Here is a 15,820-nt window from a genome sequence, read left to right as displayed (position 1 = left end):
CGAAAATGAAAAATCAGTAGTAAGACTGGAAAAATAGAAATTTTATTCGCAAATCTAAAATTATTTGTGGTAAGCTACTGTCATAATGTCCCCGAGAAATAAACTAGTTTTTACATAAAAATACCCTTTTTTTATTTCATGAGGATCAAGAGCGGAGCGTATAACCATGTTAAAAGAACATAATAGATATTCCCGATTGGCCGAACTGACGAAAATTATCAATATGAAGCTGGACCTACCTGAAGTGCTGAAGCATGTCACAGCCGCCATATCTGAAGAAATCGTTCAATGTGATGCTGTCGGCATTTTCCTGCCTGATGAAAAAGGGACATTCCAGTCCGTAGCGGGAAAGCCGGAATTCATTAACGGAAACTCAATCTCTTCACAGAAAATCGATTTTGATACGGATCAATTGGCCAGAGACGTCATGATAACAAAACAAACAATTTACATCCCGGATACCTCCAAAGACTCGCGCCCGAATCCTCAGGCAGTCGCCGCATTCAACATCCAGTCATTGCTGGGAATTCCTATCATTTATGAAGAACATCTTTTCGGCCTGGTCTTTTTGTTTGATTGCGGCAAGCAAATGAATATTACAGATATCCAAATACAAAGCGTAGAAGCGTATGTGAATATGGCAGCAGTCGCTATCCAAAATGCCAATAATTTAAAGCAAAAAGAGCATCTGATTGCTGAGAAGCAGCTATTGCTTGATGCAAATAGGGATCTTTCCAGATGTTCTAGCATTCAGGAAAGCTTGGATACGTGTTTTTATTATTTGGAGAAGACGGTGGATTGCAAGAATGTTGCAGTCTATATGGAAGATCCAAACAATCCTGACACTGTCAAATTTAAGGAAATGAGCAAGGAATCCGAATGGACCGTGCAGGATTGGAAAAGTGCCATTGACGACATTCAAATAAACCGAAGCACCGAAAATGTCATTCATGAAGTAATGGGCACGAGAAGCATTAAGTTTATACCTAGTGAAGAAAGATGCAGATTGTTGCTCATTCCGTTGATTTCAAAAGGAGAAACTTTTGGTGTCGTCGCCATCGCTTGTCTGATGGAGACCCTTCAGTCGGACGAGAAGTCTCAAGTGCACTTGGCTCAGTCCATTGTGGATGCTACAGCATTAACCTACTCAAACTTAACTTATAGAGACCAGCTGGAAATGCGGGTCAAAACAAGGACAAATGAACTCGCCAACGCCAATGGTAAAGTCGTCAGTGTCATGGAAAGCATCACGGATGGATTTTTCGCTTTGAACAAGGACTGGGAATTCATCTACATCAACCGGCATCAGCCTCTTCCGGAAGGGAAGACGGCCATGAACATGTTGGGTGAAAAAATATGGTCTATAATTCCGGAAAACCTTATCGGCGTTTTGGAAAAGGAACTTCATCGACCGATGTATGATAGATTGCCTGTGCATTTCGAATTTTCTTCTCCAGCAGATTCCTATTGGTATGACGTGGTCGCGTATCCATTTGACGACGGTATCTGTTGTTTGTCAAAAAACACAACGGAAAAAAAGAAATACGAACTTGAACTGAAGCGCTTGTCTAATTTAGAGTTGATCGGGCAAATGGCAGCGGGTATTAGCCATGAGATCCGAAATCCAATGACAACTGTGCGGGGATTCCTGCAATTTCTTACAGATGATACGGATTTAACGAAATACAATAATTACTTCGAATTGATGATTGATGAGCTGGACCGCGCCAATTCTATCATTTCAGAATTTTTGTCGATGGGCAATACACGCTCGTCAGAGTTAACGATGCAGGATTTAAATGCGATTATCTGCGACATATGGCCTTTACTGGAAATCGATACCTTTAATCAAAACAAATTCATCGAGTTCGAGACACAGAATATACCGCCCATGCTATTAAACCGGGACGAAATTCGTCAATTGCTCATCAATCTTTGCCGGAACGGCTTAGAAGCGATGGAGCCTAGTAAGATGCTGTCTATTCGGACATACACTGAAGATAAAAATACTGTCGTACTTGAGATTCGTGATCAGGGTCAAGGCATGGATAAAGAAGTTTTAAAGAAAATCGGCACTCCATTCTATACCACGAAAGACAACGGAACCGGTTTGGGATTAGGGGTTTCCTATGCCATTGCTGCACGCCATAATGCAAAAATTGAAGTGCAATCAAGCAGCAAAGGCACAGTATTTTATGTGAAGTTCAGTCTTGAAGCAAAAGGTTCTAACTAGAAAAGTCAAACACATCGGAAGAGTTGCAGCTGTTAAGGTGCACACTCTTCCTTTTCTATGTTGTAGGCAATAAGTGGAAGGAGTTGAAACCAGTGGAAGTATGGGATTTATATGATAAAGCAAAGAATCTGCTAGGCAAACAGCACATTCGCGGAGAAGTGATTCCGCAAGGAGAATACCATCTTGTAGTGGAAATATTTACTATTAATAAAGATGGAAAGCTCCTGCTGACACAGCGGGATGCTGCCAAAACGTATCCGCTACTTTGGGAGTGTACTGGCGGATCGGTTACCTCTGGTGAAACCAGTCTTATCGGAGCAGTTCGGGAGCTTGAAGAAGAAACGGAATTAATTGCGAGTCCTCATGAGTTGCACCATATCGGGACGATAAGAAATGAACATTATTTCTTGGATAGCTATATATGGAAGAGTAAGAAGAAACTGGAGCTGAGTGATTTGAGGTTGCAGGCAGGTGAAGTGTGCGGCGCTCAATTCGCTGCACTGGAAGAATGTGATGAAATGAATGCCTGTGAACTGATCGTTCCGAAAGTTTGGGAGCGGTATAAAGTTTACAGCGATGTGGTCAGTCAATGGACAAAGTAATTAAAAGAATGCATGTATGGTAGTGACATTAAAATAATATCAAGGAGTGGAATTCGTTGATTTTACCTAGTCAAAAGTCGGATGTAAATCATTCACCTCCAAAACACATTCTTTCTGCGGCAGCTGTCATTCTAAATGAACATCGGAAAATTTTGCTGATCAAAAGTCCTCTAAGAGGTTGGAGATGCCTGGAGGACAAGTTGAAGAAGGGGAGTCTCTTAAAGAAGCCGCAGTAAGAGAAGTCAAAGAAGAGAGTGGGATAGATATCGAAGTACTAAGGTTCTGCAGCATCTTTCAGAATGTAAAAGAATCGATCTGCAATTCGCTTTTTTTAGCAAAGCCTATCGGGGCATAAAACCAATTTTGCTGAAAGTCTGGAAGTTGCTTTTTTTTTCCGATTAAGGATGCCCTGAAAATGGTCACATGGAAAAATTTTAGTGAACGAATTGAATATTGTCTGAATAAAAACAGCCATCCGTTTTACATAGAGTTTTAACAGATGCTGAATGAATCTATCAAGAATATTCCTGAATAATTAGAAAAGCCAAGAGCGAACCATTTCGTTTTTGGCTTTTCTAAGTTTTACTTCCTGAAGTTATTCGTCATTTTCTAGATCTTCAATTAATCTTTCCATCTCGGCAATTTCTTCACGTTGTGCTTTAATGATTTCATCTGCCAATGCACGTACACGCGGATCTGATATATTGGCTCTTTCACTTGTCAGAATGGCGATTGAATGGTGAGGAATCATTGCTTTCATCCAACCGCTGTCTTCAATCAGAACTTGGCTGCGGACAAGCCATAAAGAAAGGGCAAATACGACTGCACTGACAGCAAGAATCAGCGAGTTTGTTTTTTTGTTCTTGTACATGGGCCACATGAACAACATCATAACGATTGCCATAATGGATCCCATGATCAATGCCATATAAACTCTTGTCTCACTGTAAAATACATGATCCAACTGAAAAACATTCAAAAACATCAACCAATACATGACAAAAGTCGAAGTCGCAATCATGATGCCGAATTTTGCATAGGGATTCATACGCCACACTCCTTGTATTTAATAACTTACTGATTTATAGTTCTTGATTATATGTATACCATGGTATAACAGGATTAAACTCCACAAAAACTGCACAGATTTTATAAGCAACTTAGCTTTTTTTAGAAAAATCTTTTGGAAAATTAACTATTACAAATAATCAATTGTTGAACAGTGATATGATTATTGGAAATAGCAGAGGAAAAGATGAAGAGGTGTAAAATGCATATTTCGGATATTGTCGTTCACTTGACCGATAGAAAGGTTATTTCTTCAAGCAACTGGAACTGTAAGACTTTGACCGGCGGAACTAGTAGTCAAATTTATCTTTTGAGTCAAGGAACCGGCACAGATTTTATTGTGAAATTGAATGAAGCCAAAGTGATTTACGCGGAAACGGAGTTCCTTGCGGCTTATCAGCAACTTGTTTTATTGCCGAAACTGGTATTTGTCGATCCGTCTAATAAATTTATGGTCTATACATATCTTCAGGGATCCGCTGGCGATTCTGACGGCAGTAAAAAAGAAATTCTTTGCACGCTTGCTGCGGAATTACTAAACCAATATCAACCTTCTTTTAGTGAAGGGTGGGGACGGCAAGATGCGCTGGTCGACTCGTGGGAGAAATTCTTGTTAGAGGAAGTACAAGAGGCCACCCAAATACTTGCTCCTTTTTTGAAGAATGAAAACTTCAGCATACCAGCACCTTTGCCTTCGCAGCGAGATTGGAATAGAGTCGCCAGGAAGCCTTACCTAGTTCATGGTGATTGCGGAATTCATAATTTTATCTTCCAGGAAGGCAGACTAGTGGGTGTTATTGATCCAACTCCGGTCTTCGGCTTTCCGCATTATGATTTAATTTACGCTTTCTTTTCATCTCCGGCTGAATTAATTAAAGAGGTATTGGACTCAGCTATCACCGTACTGTCTACTGACGTGCCAGCCAGAAAACAGCTTTACGAAGAAGTGCTGATCGGCTTGTATCAACGGTTGGGTATCTGTGTAAAGCATCATCCTGTTGATTTCCCAGCATACTTGGAGGCTTGGAATTATTGGCGTAAAATTGTCGACTGCCAATAAAATTTTAGATATGAGAATGAGAGCTTCTTTGGTTTAATCCATCTGAAAGAGTACTAGAAAAGTTCAATGTGAAGGGGTGCAGCAATTTGAAAGAAAAACTGATTTTTTCTTTTCTTGTGGTCCTTACTACGGGGTTAATGGGATCCTCGTTTGTCGTAGCAAAAATCGGTTTAATTTACATATCGCCATTATTGTTGGCAGGAATACGGTTTACAATTGCTGGCAGCCTCATGATTTTCTTTGTGCGGCTCTTCAAAAGGAAACACCCAGGAAATGCGGTGGAATGGGGAAGAGTTGTATTGATCGGCGCTGTACAGACTGCAGGAGTGATGGGCGCCATCTTCCTGAGTTTACGGACGATCACTTCCGGTGAATCAGCAATCCTGACCTTTATGAATCCTTTGTTAGTAGTGATTTTTGGAACGCTGGTATTAGGGATAAAATATAGAATTATTCAGTGGATAGGCGTACTTATGGGATTTGCAGGAGTATTTATTACGATGGGAAGCCATTTGGCAATTGAGATTGGCACTTTGCTGGGCTTTTTAAGCGCCGTTTTTTGGGCCGCCGGAACGCTGTTGATCAAAAGATGGGGAGTTACAATTGATATGTGGGTGCTGACTGCTTATCAGATGTTTTTTGGGGGTGTCATTTTACTCCTCGGTTCTGCCCTGCTTGAAACGCCTTACTTAGTCATCAATTCATCGTCGATCGCCATTCTTCTCTGGCTTTCCATACCTGCTTCAATTGTTCAATTCACCATTTGGTTTCATCTTCTGCAAAAAGGCGATTCCGGAAAAGTCAGTGCTTTTCTTTTCTTGGCACCTTTTTTCGGCATCCTATCGGGTTGGCTCGTACTGGACGAACAACTTGGATTCCCTTTGTTGTTCGGAGGGAGCTTAATTTTTGCAGGAATCTTCCTTGTGAACTGGCCAGAAAAGCGTGTGCCGGTGAAGGTGACTGTTTAACAAAATGAAAAATGAAGTATGAATGCCTTTAAGAAAGGATGCTATCAGTTGATCAAAGTTATTGGAAGAAAAATTGAACTTACAGAACCGACTGAAGCTCGGCTCGACGAACTTTATTATTGGCGCTTTGAGGAAAAACAGCAGGAAGCAAAAAAATGGAACGGCCCTTATATTCCAGAAGCTTGGCTAAGCAGGGAAAACCACCGAAGAAAATGGCTGGAGGAAAAAGATATTGCAACCGGCGTTCCAGCATCTCTCATCATTACCTCAGGCGGAAAAACGATTGGCTATGTAGGTGCTTACTGGATTGACCAAAACACAGATTGGCTGGAAACAGGCATAGTCATTTACGATACCGATTACTGGAACGGTGGATATGGATCTGAAGCATACCGGCTGTGGCTAAGCTTTCTCTTCGAATACACCGATTTGCATCGGCTCGGGATGTCGACGTGGTCAGGCAATGAGCGAATGATGAAAGTCGCTGAACGGCTGGGCATGAAAGAAGAAGCGCGCATCAGAAAGGCGCGCAAAGTTGATGGCCGCTATTTTGATGCGATAAAAATGGGGATATTGCGTGAAGAGTGGGCTGCAGTCGTTGCTAGTAGAACATAAAACAGTGAAAGGCCGAATGCTTGTGCATTCGGCCTTTTTATTTAGATAAAAAGCTATATTTCATCAAATTGATACATAGGCAAAGACTGATAACAAGATCGAAGTAATAGTCATGGCAGCAAGCGGCAGCAGGGCACGTTCCCGCAAATCCCGCAAGCTGACACTTAGTCCGAGCCCGACCATTGCAGCTGTCAACAGCCAAGTGGTCAATGCGGATATAAATTCACGCAGTGCTTCCGGAAAAGGAATGATGCTTCCGAAAACATAGCTACCAAGAATGCTTAACAAGATAAACCCGACAAGAAACCACGGAAATTCAATTGAAGCATCCGTTTCCTGGTCTTTATCTTTGCGCTTCATCCAGAAAATAAAGATAAAGCAAAGAGGCACAAGCAGGAAGACACGACCCAATTTCCCTAATAAAGCGATCGCCAGTCCATCTTCTCCTGCAGGTGCACCAGCCAGTGCCACATGCGCAATTTCATGAAGGCTGATTCCGACCCACATACCGTATTCAATGTCGTCCATGGGCAAAAATGGTCTGAGAATCGTATAGGTGATGGCAAAAACAGTGCCGACGAGCGCAATGATCCCTACGCTTATGGCGGTATCTTCGTCTTTTGCTTTGATGATCGGTGCAATTGCAGCAATAGCGGCCGCTCCACAAACCCCGGTGCCGACACCGAGCAGCAGAGAGATGGTCTTATCGGCATTAAAGCGTTTTGCCAGCCAAATCGTCAGCAGAATGGCGAAGACAATAACGGCCATATCCCTTAGCAGCAAGCCAAGTCCATCGCTGAAAACCGTATCGATATTTAATTTCAATCCATATAAGACGATGGCGGTCCGCAATAGCCATTTGGAAGAGAAAGTGATCCCCGAACGGATGGTACCCGGGTAGCCGAATAGTTGCCGGTAGAAAACAGCGATAATGATGGCGCACGCCAGCTGGCCGACTTGATTGAATCCCGGTATTTGAGCCAGTAAATAACCTAAAAAAGCGATAAGAAAAGTAAAAAGTACACCGCCTATCCAGACAGCCTTTGGTGAATTAAAACGACTAGGTTTATTCGCAAGTTGAGACATGATGAAACCTCCTATCGTAAGTATAGAAAAACACTATACATTAGTAAAATAAGTATTTAAGATAGTGATGATAAGTAATATTGTATGTAAGAAAGGAGGAGCCGAATGGATCAGCGTCTGGAAGTGTTTCTAAAAGTAATTGAGAAAAAGAACTTTTCAAGAGCAGCAGAAGAATTGAATATGACTCAGCCTGCTGTCAGCCACTACATTCGTTCATTAGAAGACACTACTGGCGTCAAATTATTGGAACGGACAAATAAGTACGTCCGGCTCAATAAGGCAGGTGAAATCGTTTATCACCACGCGATGGAAATTAAAGAACTCTACGCTAAGATGAACCATCTGTTGGATGACTTGACCAATAAAGCAAGTGGATCTATTGCTATCGGTGCCAGTTACACGTTCGGTGAATATGTCTTGCCGCGCATTATCGCGGAAGCAAAAGAGCGCTATCCCGACATTAAACCGACTGTCACTATCGGCAATACGACAACGATTGCGGGCCTCGTTATGGGCAACCAATTGGATATGGGAATTGTGGAAGGACATTTTAAAGAAGTTCGTGAGCTCAAGACTGAGCCCTTCGCCGAAGACCGAATGGTTCTCGTCGCCTCTGCTGATCATCCCTTGAGCAAACGACAGAAGTCCATTCCAATTGAAGAGTTGATCGAACAAACCTGGATACTGCGTGAACTCGGTTCGGGAACTCGGGAAGCTTCAGAAAATGTATTCGAACAGTATTCGATTGCTCCAGCCGCCATCATGCATTTCAGCAGCACACAGCCTATTAAAGCGATGGTTGAAGCTGGAATCGGCATCAGCCTGTTGTCGGAGTGGGCAATTCAAAAAGAGCTGCGTTATGGCGATCTGAAGATTTTAGACGTGGAAGGACTGCCCTATACAAGAGACTTCTCGATAGTTACCCGTTCTCCATTCCAAACAAAAGCCCTATCAGCCTTTCTGGAAATGTTGAAAAATCACAAAGGACTCACTGATTTCAAAATCTGATAAAATTTTATGGCCGGTAGGGGGTTCGGTCATCTGCTAACGTACGAATAAACTCACGAGTTCAGAAAACTGCCGTCAACAAAAGACAAAGAACGCAATTTCTCACTATTAGTGGAATTGCTTTTTTTAATGAATTCCCTTTTTTTGATAACTTTATCCATCAATAAAATATCCTTGAACTTCTTTTCATTCACTTTCCATTAGATTTCTACTTGTTCTGTTCAAGGAGACGTGGTAAATTGAGTAAAGTAATCTACAAATCGTAATAATTACTATTTGTATAATGGTGTGCTGTTATTCTGTAATGAAGGGGGAGTTTAACGTGTATAAATGGGTGATTGTTGGAGGCGGAATACAAGGCATAACGATGGCAACCTATTTGCTAAAACAAAAAAAGATCAGCAGTGAGGAATTATTAATCATTGATCCGCATTCGGAGCCTCTGGCAAATTGGCATCGCTGCACCCATACTATTTCAATGCCTTTTTTGCGTTCTCCGGGTGTTCATCATTTAGACGTGAATCCTTTCAGTCTTGATGCTTTTGTCAAACACAATGCGGAAAATGAAAGGACTTCATTTCTTGGACGATTCAAGCGGCCGTCACTTCTGCTTTTTGAAGATCATTGCAACCACTTGATTGAGGAGTTATCACTTAAGGAGCAGTGGCTGCAAGATGCAGTAAAAGCGATCACAAGAGCCGAATCAGGATGGCAGGTTCAGCTGCGGAATTCCGGTGCAGTGCATTGTGAGAATTTGGTGCTGGCGATTGGCAATAGCGAGAAACTCCGGTGGCCAGAATGGGCAACAGTTTTAAAAGCGACCTCCAAGGCGCCAATCCATCACATTTTTGATCCGCTTCTTCCAAATGTTGAAGATATGACAGGACCTTTCACGGTTATTGGAGGTGGAATCACTGCGGTTCATCTGACACTTAAATTGACTAAGATGTTTCCAGGACAAGTGACTTTATTAAAACGTCATCCATTTCGTGTCCATGACTTTGATAGTGACCCCGGTTGGCTCGGTCCCAAAAAACAAATCAACTTCCGCAAAACAGTGTCTCATCAAAATCGCCGGAATCTAATTACTCAAGCACAGCATAAAGGGTCGATTCCTCGGGATTTGTATATTAAAATGCTGCACAACAATCGGCAAAATGACCAACTCATTTTAAATGCAGAAGTTTACGCAGGAAAATTTGAGGGCAACAGAATAAAACTGTACGATCAAAGTGGAAATTTGATCAAGGAAACCGGCACTGTCCTGTTAGCCACAGGGTTCGAGGCAAGGTTGCCAGGAAAAGAATGGTTAACCCCAGTGATTAAAGAAAATCATTTACAGTGTGCAAGTTGCGGGTATCCAATCGTTACAGAAAATTTAGAGTGGGGACCGAACTTATATGTTATGGGCGGCTTAGCTGAACTCGAGATTGGTCCAATTGCCCGCAATATTTCAGGGGCTCGTCAAGCAGCTGAACGAATCCTGCAAACTTTGTAAATCAGCTCGGTTAGATTTATTGAAACTATTCTTTGTTGTTGGTGAAACTAGAAAGTTGTCTCTTAGAACAATAAGAGTTAGTTCATTGTCGTTGTTAAAGTGTTTGATCAGAAAAAATAATGTAACTATTATTTTTAGATTGTACTTGCAAAAATCACCAAAACATTATATGGTATAAAACGTAATCATTACGATTTATTAGATTTTACGAATGAATGCTATTTCAACTTGCATTCTATATACAGCTGGAAGGAGGAATACATAATGAGAGTGAACATCACATTAGCCTGCACAGAAACAGGCGAGCGAAATTACACGACTACAAAAAACAAGCGCAATAATCCAGAACGAATTGAATTGAAGAAATATTGTCCGCGGCTTAAAAAAGTTACACTGCATAGAGAAACAAAATAAAAAAATTTATTTTTTTACAAAGCGTAATTATTACTATTTAAGAGGAGAGAATCAAATGGCAAAAAAGTCTAAAGTAGCCAAACATAAAAAACAACAGAAGCTGGTAGCCCAGTATGCAGCATTGCGTCAAGAGCTGAAAGACAAAGGTGATTATGCCGCACTAAGCAAGTTGCCAAAAGACTCTTCGCCAACTCGGCTGAATAGCCGGTGTGAATTAACTGGCAGACCCAGAAGCTATATGCGGAAATTCAAAATATCCAGAATCGCGTTCCGTGAACTTGCACATAAAGGTCAGTTGCCGGGCGTCAAAAAAGCGAGCTGGTAAACCCTTGTAGTTTATAAAACAGCTCACTCCAGAAAAGCAAAGGGGCGGAGGAAATGAATGAACGATTAATGGATTTCTTATGGAAGAGTGAAGTAGAACGGCTTCCTGAAAGCAAAAAAAGATTGTATGAATTCATGATAGAAGCAGAAGATGCTTTGGCTGAGGAAGCTGTTTCGGCAGATGAGTTTTGCCAGCTTCTCCTAGAAAATTCACCTGTACACCTCGCGATGAACTATTTCGGACTGCCATATGACGACATCGTCCATACACTTATGAAAACCGAAGAAGAACTGCACACCAAAATCAATCTGCGCTTGAAAAAAGTAAAGTGGATAGACTTTACCGGTTTTTCCGAAGCGAAGACAGGCGACAACAGAAAAAACCAGCTGTTTTTGTTTATGTATTAAGAGAGCATTTAAAGGACTATGGGGCAAATTGGCTTTCTGAGTATATGGACAAAAATGTTGGAAAGGAGGATTTTCATGAAGAAGGGATTGTTATCAGTATTGACCCTGCTTTTACTCGCAGGTTGCGGAGCAGCTGAAGAAACCAGTTCTACTGAGTCAACTGGTCAAAATGGTCAGTCATCAGAGCAACTTGAGGTTTTTGCTACTGTTTATCCTTTAGCTTATTTCGCAGAGCGGATTGGCGGGGAGCGTGTGAATGTCCAATCGATTTACCCCCCTGGATCCAATGCACACACTTTCGAACCCACACAGCAAGACATGATCGAACTAGCAGAAGCCGATGTTTTATTTTATATCGGTTTAGATATGGAGGGGTTTGTCGACAGCGCTAAAGGATCATTGAAAAACGAAAATGTAGACTTTATCGCCACTTCTGACGGAATACCCAAGGCCAATCTCGGCGAAGGGCATTCTCATGATCACGAGGATGAGATAGATGAGCATGATCATGAAGAAGGTAAAAAAGAAGAGCACGATCATCATCATGATGAGGGCACAGAAAATCATAGTCATGAGCACGAAGAAGGCTCAGATGAAACCGAACATGAACATGCGGAAGAAGAACATGGCCACGAGTATGGCGCAGTAGATCCCCATGTCTGGATTTCACCGGTATTGAGCCAGAATTTGGCTGAATCAATAAAAAATGAATTTATTGAACGTGACTCCGAAAATGCTGAAGAATATGAAGCTGACTACAAAGAACTTGTCCAAGAACTGAAAGCACTTGATCAATCATTCACTGATATCGCTAGAAAGGCCAGCCAGAAAACCTTCTTTGTCTCCCATGAAGCATTCGGATACATCGCGGAACCGTATGGTCTTGAACAAGTGGCAGTTGCTGGATTAAATAGTGAAGATGAACCTTCACAAAAAGAGTTAACCCAAATCGTTGGACTCGCGAAAGAAAAAAACATTCAATACATCGCTTTTGAACAGAATGTTTCTTCCCGGATATCCGAAGTGATCCAGAAGGAAATCGGGGCTGAAGCTGTTCAATTACACAATTTAAGTGTCTTGACTCAGAAAGATGTTGATAATGAGGAAACCTATTTTACATTGATGGAAGAAAATTTGGATACATTTGAAAAAATGTTGAATTAATAGTGAAAGGTATAATTTTTGGATAATCCTCACAGTGTCTTAAAGGAAGTGTGTTCGTAAAAGTGATTGGAAATTAAAGAACGTTCGTAAACTGTTGTGACACGTTTACGAACGTTTTTTTAACCGTTTTATAGCTCTTTTTAAAGCGTTCGTAAATGTGTACTTTATTTAGATTAGTGTTTTTTTTAAGAAAGAGCTAATGAAATAGTGGATCGAATAAGAGGTAAATAATGGTATAATCCTCTGGAGAGATTAAAAGAAGGAATATTCTTGAAGTTTAACAGAATTTGAGGAGTGTGCATTATGAAAACAAAACTGCAACAAATGACAGAAGAAGAATTTGATCAATATTTGGCATATTTTATACCTGACTATGCTAAAGACTTATCGGAAAACTTTGTGATCCCCTTAGAAAAGGCAATGAAAGAATCAAAAGATTTAATGGAACAATTACTTCCAAATAAACAAAAATCAGCAGGTCAATTAGTTTACAATATTTATTCAATTGACGAAGATAAAACAATTGGAGTGATCTGGTACAGCATTCAAACCGAAAGTAACAAAGCTTATATCTATCATATTTTAATCAAGGAAGAGTTTAGAAAGAAAGGGTTCGCTACCTTCGTATTGCAAGAATTAGAAGAAACGATGAAAAATACCGGAATTACCTCTATGGGGTTAAATGTTTTTGGCAAAAATCCTCTTGCTTATAAACTTTATGAAAAACTTGGCTATCAAACGCAATCAACGACAATGGGGAAAAGAATCTAAAATAAGAAGTGATGAATTCATTAAACCCTGTATACCTGACAATCCTGAGGGGCTAACAAAAGATTTAGTAGTGAAACTTATTGAAAGATCGATTTACATATCATCAATTTATTAGAAGCAACTTGAAACAGAGGTTGATAGAATGGAAGAAATGAAAAAAACGATTGTCATTGCAATTGCCAGTATTTCAGGCGGCGGAAAAACAACCATTGTTGAAAAGTTGAATGCAGAATTACCAAATTCTGAAGCGCTGTACTTTGATGAGTATGATCTGGAAGGCCCTGAAAGCGTAATAGATTGGATGAATCGGGGATCTAATTATAACGAATGGAATCTTACTCCTTTTGTGAAGGACTTAGAAAAATTATTGACTAAATCACTCGATTACATTGTGTTGGATTTTCCATTTTCCTACCACCATGTTCAAACCCATTCTTTCATCAGTTTTTCCGTCTTTATCGATACGCCTTTGGATATTGCACTGGCACGTCGAACAATCAGGGACTTTCAATATAGCTCAACTGAAAATATTGTAGAAGCTATGAAACACTATAATTCGGATGGGAGACAGGCTTATCTGGAGATGTTACATACGATTAAGCCAAGTGCTGACTTCATTGTAGATGGATCTCAATCAGTAACTAGAATTGTGAGTTTAATATCAGAAAAAGTATAAAGATGTCTTCTATAAGAATAGTTGGTTTACATATGAGGGATTATTAAAAGCAGATGGTAAACAAAGAGGGAGAGAGGCTGGTCAAGCACATAATCTCTCTCTTTTTTGTCTGTAAACTTGTACTTTTACGAACGGTTCAATACTAATTTAAAAGGAAGTAGCAGTTTAAATAATAAAAGGAAATGAAGAGGATAATACCGCTTCATTCCTTTCATTTCTTTACCTAGGAAATTTATTACTGAACGAACTCAAAAGACTATAAAATCATTACTCAGAAAAATTAAAATAGTTAAGTTGAAAAATGGTACAATATAGGAGATATCAACAAGTAGGAGGAAATGACATGATAAATTACAACGGACGCACATTTGTTTCGACTGAAAATACTGCTAATGGAGAAGTTTCTTCAAAAACCTTATTTGAATATAAGCAAGAAGGTGATATTATATCGGCAAATTACAGCGGTGGAGAAATCATACAGGGGACTTTAATTGGATTGGTCAATGAAAATGGCAGCTTAGAGTTCAGATATAACCAGATAAATATTAAGAACGAGATTAGAGGAGGAAAATGCTTGTCTACTCCTGAAGTTTTGTCCGACGGAAGAATTAAACTTTATGAGCAATGGCAGTGGAACGATGATGAAGCGACTGAGGGAAGTTCGGTGATTGAAGAAGTTATTGTGTGATCCTCCTAAATTTGTATGGGATTTTTACTATTTGATAATACGGTGTCTTCAATAATTTAAGTCCTGTTCTCTCATTACATACTTTTATGAATTAAAATCTCAGATTTTCAAAGTTCAAAGGTGTACTTACTAATAATCTTTAATAGTTTACATATCCCGAATTATCGGCAGTCTATAAAAGAGAACTGTAGAAGATGCTGGCCTGCAACATCTTCTTTTTTATTTTTCTGGCAACCTTTTACTGAAAAAGAAGATGCATGATTGATCGGACTCTCATAATCAGAAACGACTTACCGGAGTTTTCTTGTTTTTCTATGAAGTATAGCCTCGGTTAAACCACTTAATGTTCCACCGACAGTTCTGTTTAACATGTACTCAGGATCGAAATAGTTGATGTACTCGTTTTCGAAACTTTGAAAGTCATTAGTTACATAGGCGAATATTCTAGTAGTATCGTAGGCTCTGAAACTGTCTATTGATAAAATTGAGTCGTCTATTCCTCCGAATATTAAGCGGTCGAATTGCTTTTGTGCACTCCAATGCACTCGGATACGTCTTGTTATATCTCCACTTATACCAATATATACTTGAGAGTATTCATCCAGTACCATGACGTAGTATCCAGGAGAACCTTTTAAAAGAGAAAGGTCGATAAATTCATTAAATACTTTAGTTTTATCAAGAAACCGCGTAAGTTCTTCGTTAAATTCCTGTTTAGACAATAAATGATAATACTCCATATTCAAGTCAAAGTTTTCCAAGCAGTCTTTAGTATGCAATTTTATATATGACTCAGGGTAAATCTCTCTTGTACCAAATGAGCTTTTATTGCTTGCTCTTATATAATTTTCTCTTGTTAGCTTTAATCCACCGGATTTCTCCATAAGTTGTAAACCTAAATGGAGTGGCATGAGTTAATTCTCCTCGTTTCATATTTTCCATATTATATCTTACAGGATTTTGAATATGTGAGAAATCGAAAACTGGACCAAGAAAAAACTAAAACGAAACGGCAGCAGAAAGAAAATAGCCAGCTGAAACAAGAAAATCTGGAATTCGCTAACTCACAGATAGGTAACTCGTTAGAAACTTCACCATGAGGTCTTTATATTTATCTTCTAACGTTTTGTTTTCGTCCGATAACCGGCGTTATGTTAACTTTAGGTGTATTGACTATACAAAATAGTTCAGCGATCAATTCGAAGGTTTGTGGATGTAGATAATCGAGTTTCTTATT

The 15,820-nt window shown here is 39.9% G+C and carries 17 protein-coding genes and 1 pseudogene; 15 read left to right on the top strand and 3 right to left on the bottom strand.

Features of this window, described 5'->3' with window-relative positions; genetic code table 11:
* The first annotated feature begins 166 nt into the window (after positions 1 to 166).
* The 3 genes and pseudogenes from FQV26_RS09930 to FQV26_RS09920 all read left to right on the top strand — a co-directional run bounded on the left by FQV26_RS09930 (position 167) and on the right by FQV26_RS09920 (position 3,331).
* The gene (locus tag FQV26_RS09930) at positions 167 to 2,233 is read left to right on the top strand and encodes a GAF domain-containing sensor histidine kinase (protein ID WP_146557324.1); all 2,067 of its coding nucleotides are present in this window, start codon (positions 167 to 169) and stop codon (positions 2,231 to 2,233) included.
* A gap of 92 nt (positions 2,234 to 2,325) precedes the next feature.
* Entirely contained in the window at positions 2,326 to 2,835 is a 510-nt protein-coding gene (locus tag FQV26_RS09925; RefSeq protein ID WP_186759723.1) for an NUDIX hydrolase, read from the top strand.
* Between the two features lie 59 nt (positions 2,836 to 2,894).
* Positions 2,895 to 3,331 (top strand): annotated as a pseudogene (locus FQV26_RS09920) (NUDIX hydrolase).
* Positions 3,332 to 3,430: 99 nt separating this feature from the next.
* Here the strand turns inward: FQV26_RS09920 and FQV26_RS09915 are convergent.
* On the bottom strand, positions 3,431 to 3,883 hold the full coding sequence (locus FQV26_RS09915) for a DUF305 domain-containing protein (RefSeq protein ID WP_146557322.1): 453 nt from the start codon (positions 3,881 to 3,883) through the stop codon (positions 3,431 to 3,433).
* Positions 3,884 to 4,105: 222 nt separating this feature from the next.
* Between FQV26_RS09915 and FQV26_RS09910 the strand changes: the two genes are divergently transcribed.
* From FQV26_RS09910 to FQV26_RS09900, 3 genes are all read left to right on the top strand, one after another.
* Positions 4,106 to 4,963: an aminoglycoside phosphotransferase family protein gene (locus tag FQV26_RS09910; RefSeq protein WP_146557321.1), complete on the top strand. Its 858-nt coding sequence runs from the start codon at positions 4,106 to 4,108 to the stop codon at positions 4,961 to 4,963.
* Between the two features lie 86 nt (positions 4,964 to 5,049).
* On the top strand, positions 5,050 to 5,931 hold the full coding sequence (locus FQV26_RS09905; RefSeq protein WP_146557320.1) for a DMT family transporter: 882 nt from the start codon (positions 5,050 to 5,052) through the stop codon (positions 5,929 to 5,931).
* A 48-nt stretch (positions 5,932 to 5,979) separates the two neighbouring features.
* A complete protein-coding gene (locus FQV26_RS09900; protein WP_146557319.1) occupies positions 5,980 to 6,546 on the top strand; it encodes a GNAT family N-acetyltransferase in 567 nt (188 codons plus the stop codon).
* Between the two features lie 63 nt (positions 6,547 to 6,609).
* Here the strand turns inward: FQV26_RS09900 and FQV26_RS09895 are convergent, their stop codons facing one another.
* On the bottom strand, positions 6,610 to 7,632 hold the full coding sequence (locus FQV26_RS09895) for a YeiH family protein (protein ID WP_146557318.1): 1,023 nt from the start codon (positions 7,630 to 7,632) through the stop codon (positions 6,610 to 6,612).
* A gap of 105 nt (positions 7,633 to 7,737) precedes the next feature.
* Here FQV26_RS09895 and FQV26_RS09890 point away from each other — a divergent pair, with 105 nt between their 5' ends.
* The 9 genes from FQV26_RS09890 to FQV26_RS09850 all read left to right on the top strand — a co-directional run bounded on the left by FQV26_RS09890 (position 7,738) and on the right by FQV26_RS09850 (position 14,583).
* Positions 7,738 to 8,640, top strand: coding sequence for a LysR family transcriptional regulator (locus tag FQV26_RS09890; protein ID WP_146557317.1), 903 nt, complete (start codon positions 7,738 to 7,740; stop codon positions 8,638 to 8,640).
* Between the two features lie 322 nt (positions 8,641 to 8,962).
* The gene (locus FQV26_RS09885; protein WP_146557316.1) at positions 8,963 to 10,138 is read left to right on the top strand and encodes an NAD(P)-binding domain-containing protein; all 1,176 of its coding nucleotides are present in this window, start codon (positions 8,963 to 8,965) and stop codon (positions 10,136 to 10,138) included.
* A 264-nt stretch (positions 10,139 to 10,402) separates the two neighbouring features.
* Positions 10,403 to 10,552 (top strand): 50S ribosomal protein L33, encoded by a 150-nt coding sequence (gene rpmG, locus FQV26_RS09880; protein ID WP_146557315.1) that lies wholly within the window; start codon positions 10,403 to 10,405, stop codon positions 10,550 to 10,552.
* Between the two features lie 55 nt (positions 10,553 to 10,607).
* The gene (rpsN, locus tag FQV26_RS09875; RefSeq protein ID WP_146557314.1) at positions 10,608 to 10,877 is read left to right on the top strand and encodes a 30S ribosomal protein S14; all 270 of its coding nucleotides are present in this window, start codon (positions 10,608 to 10,610) and stop codon (positions 10,875 to 10,877) included.
* A gap of 53 nt (positions 10,878 to 10,930) precedes the next feature.
* Positions 10,931 to 11,284, top strand: coding sequence for a hypothetical protein (locus tag FQV26_RS09870; RefSeq protein ID WP_146557313.1), 354 nt, complete (start codon positions 10,931 to 10,933; stop codon positions 11,282 to 11,284).
* A 75-nt stretch (positions 11,285 to 11,359) separates the two neighbouring features.
* On the top strand, positions 11,360 to 12,448 hold the full coding sequence (locus tag FQV26_RS09865) for a metal ABC transporter solute-binding protein, Zn/Mn family (RefSeq protein ID WP_146557312.1): 1,089 nt from the start codon (positions 11,360 to 11,362) through the stop codon (positions 12,446 to 12,448).
* Positions 12,449 to 12,751: 303 nt separating this feature from the next.
* Complete coding sequence (locus FQV26_RS09860) at positions 12,752 to 13,219, top strand: GNAT family N-acetyltransferase (RefSeq protein ID WP_146557311.1); 468 nt, start codon at positions 12,752 to 12,754, stop codon at positions 13,217 to 13,219.
* A gap of 142 nt (positions 13,220 to 13,361) precedes the next feature.
* Positions 13,362 to 13,895 (top strand): nucleoside/nucleotide kinase family protein, encoded by a 534-nt coding sequence (locus FQV26_RS09855; protein ID WP_146557310.1) that lies wholly within the window; start codon positions 13,362 to 13,364, stop codon positions 13,893 to 13,895.
* Positions 13,896 to 14,238: 343 nt separating this feature from the next.
* Positions 14,239 to 14,583, top strand: a complete 345-nt coding sequence (locus tag FQV26_RS09850) for an avidin-fold protein (protein ID WP_186759722.1) — start codon at positions 14,239 to 14,241, stop codon at positions 14,581 to 14,583.
* A gap of 290 nt (positions 14,584 to 14,873) precedes the next feature.
* Here FQV26_RS09850 and FQV26_RS09845 read toward each other — a convergent pair whose 3' ends face one another.
* Complete coding sequence (locus FQV26_RS09845; protein ID WP_146557309.1) at positions 14,874 to 15,494, bottom strand: hypothetical protein; 621 nt, start codon at positions 15,492 to 15,494, stop codon at positions 14,874 to 14,876.
* Positions 15,495 to 15,820: the final 326 nt, after the last annotated feature.

The sequence above is a fragment of the Planococcus sp. CPCC 101016 genome, from assembly GCF_007859295.1.
In the GTDB taxonomy this organism is placed as follows: domain Bacteria; phylum Bacillota; class Bacilli; order Bacillales_A; family Planococcaceae; genus Planococcus.
This window is presented reverse-complemented; position numbering and strand designations above follow the sequence as displayed.

Coding starts and splice junctions, on each gene's coding strand:
- FQV26_RS09930 (WP_146557324.1), top strand. CDS start 167: ATGTTAAAAGAACATAATAGATATTCCCGATTGGCCGAACTGACGAAA.
- FQV26_RS09915 (WP_146557322.1), bottom strand. CDS start 3,883: ATGAATCCCTATGCAAAATTCGGCATCATGATTGCGACTTCGACTTTT.
- FQV26_RS09910 (WP_146557321.1), top strand. CDS start 4,106: ATGCATATTTCGGATATTGTCGTTCACTTGACCGATAGAAAGGTTATT.
- FQV26_RS09895 (WP_146557318.1), bottom strand. CDS start 7,632: ATGTCTCAACTTGCGAATAAACCTAGTCGTTTTAATTCACCAAAGGCT.
- FQV26_RS09890 (WP_146557317.1), top strand. CDS start 7,738: ATGGATCAGCGTCTGGAAGTGTTTCTAAAAGTAATTGAGAAAAAGAAC.
- rpmG (WP_146557315.1), top strand. CDS start 10,403: ATGAGAGTGAACATCACATTAGCCTGCACAGAAACAGGCGAGCGAAAT.
- rpsN (WP_146557314.1), top strand. CDS start 10,608: ATGGCAAAAAAGTCTAAAGTAGCCAAACATAAAAAACAACAGAAGCTG.
- FQV26_RS09870 (WP_146557313.1), top strand. CDS start 10,931: ATGAATGAACGATTAATGGATTTCTTATGGAAGAGTGAAGTAGAACGG.
- FQV26_RS09865 (WP_146557312.1), top strand. CDS start 11,360: ATGAAGAAGGGATTGTTATCAGTATTGACCCTGCTTTTACTCGCAGGT.
- FQV26_RS09860 (WP_146557311.1), top strand. CDS start 12,752: ATGAAAACAAAACTGCAACAAATGACAGAAGAAGAATTTGATCAATAT.
- FQV26_RS09855 (WP_146557310.1), top strand. CDS start 13,362: ATGGAAGAAATGAAAAAAACGATTGTCATTGCAATTGCCAGTATTTCA.
- FQV26_RS09850 (WP_186759722.1), top strand. CDS start 14,239: ATGATAAATTACAACGGACGCACATTTGTTTCGACTGAAAATACTGCT.
- FQV26_RS09845 (WP_146557309.1), bottom strand. CDS start 15,494: ATGCCACTCCATTTAGGTTTACAACTTATGGAGAAATCCGGTGGATTA.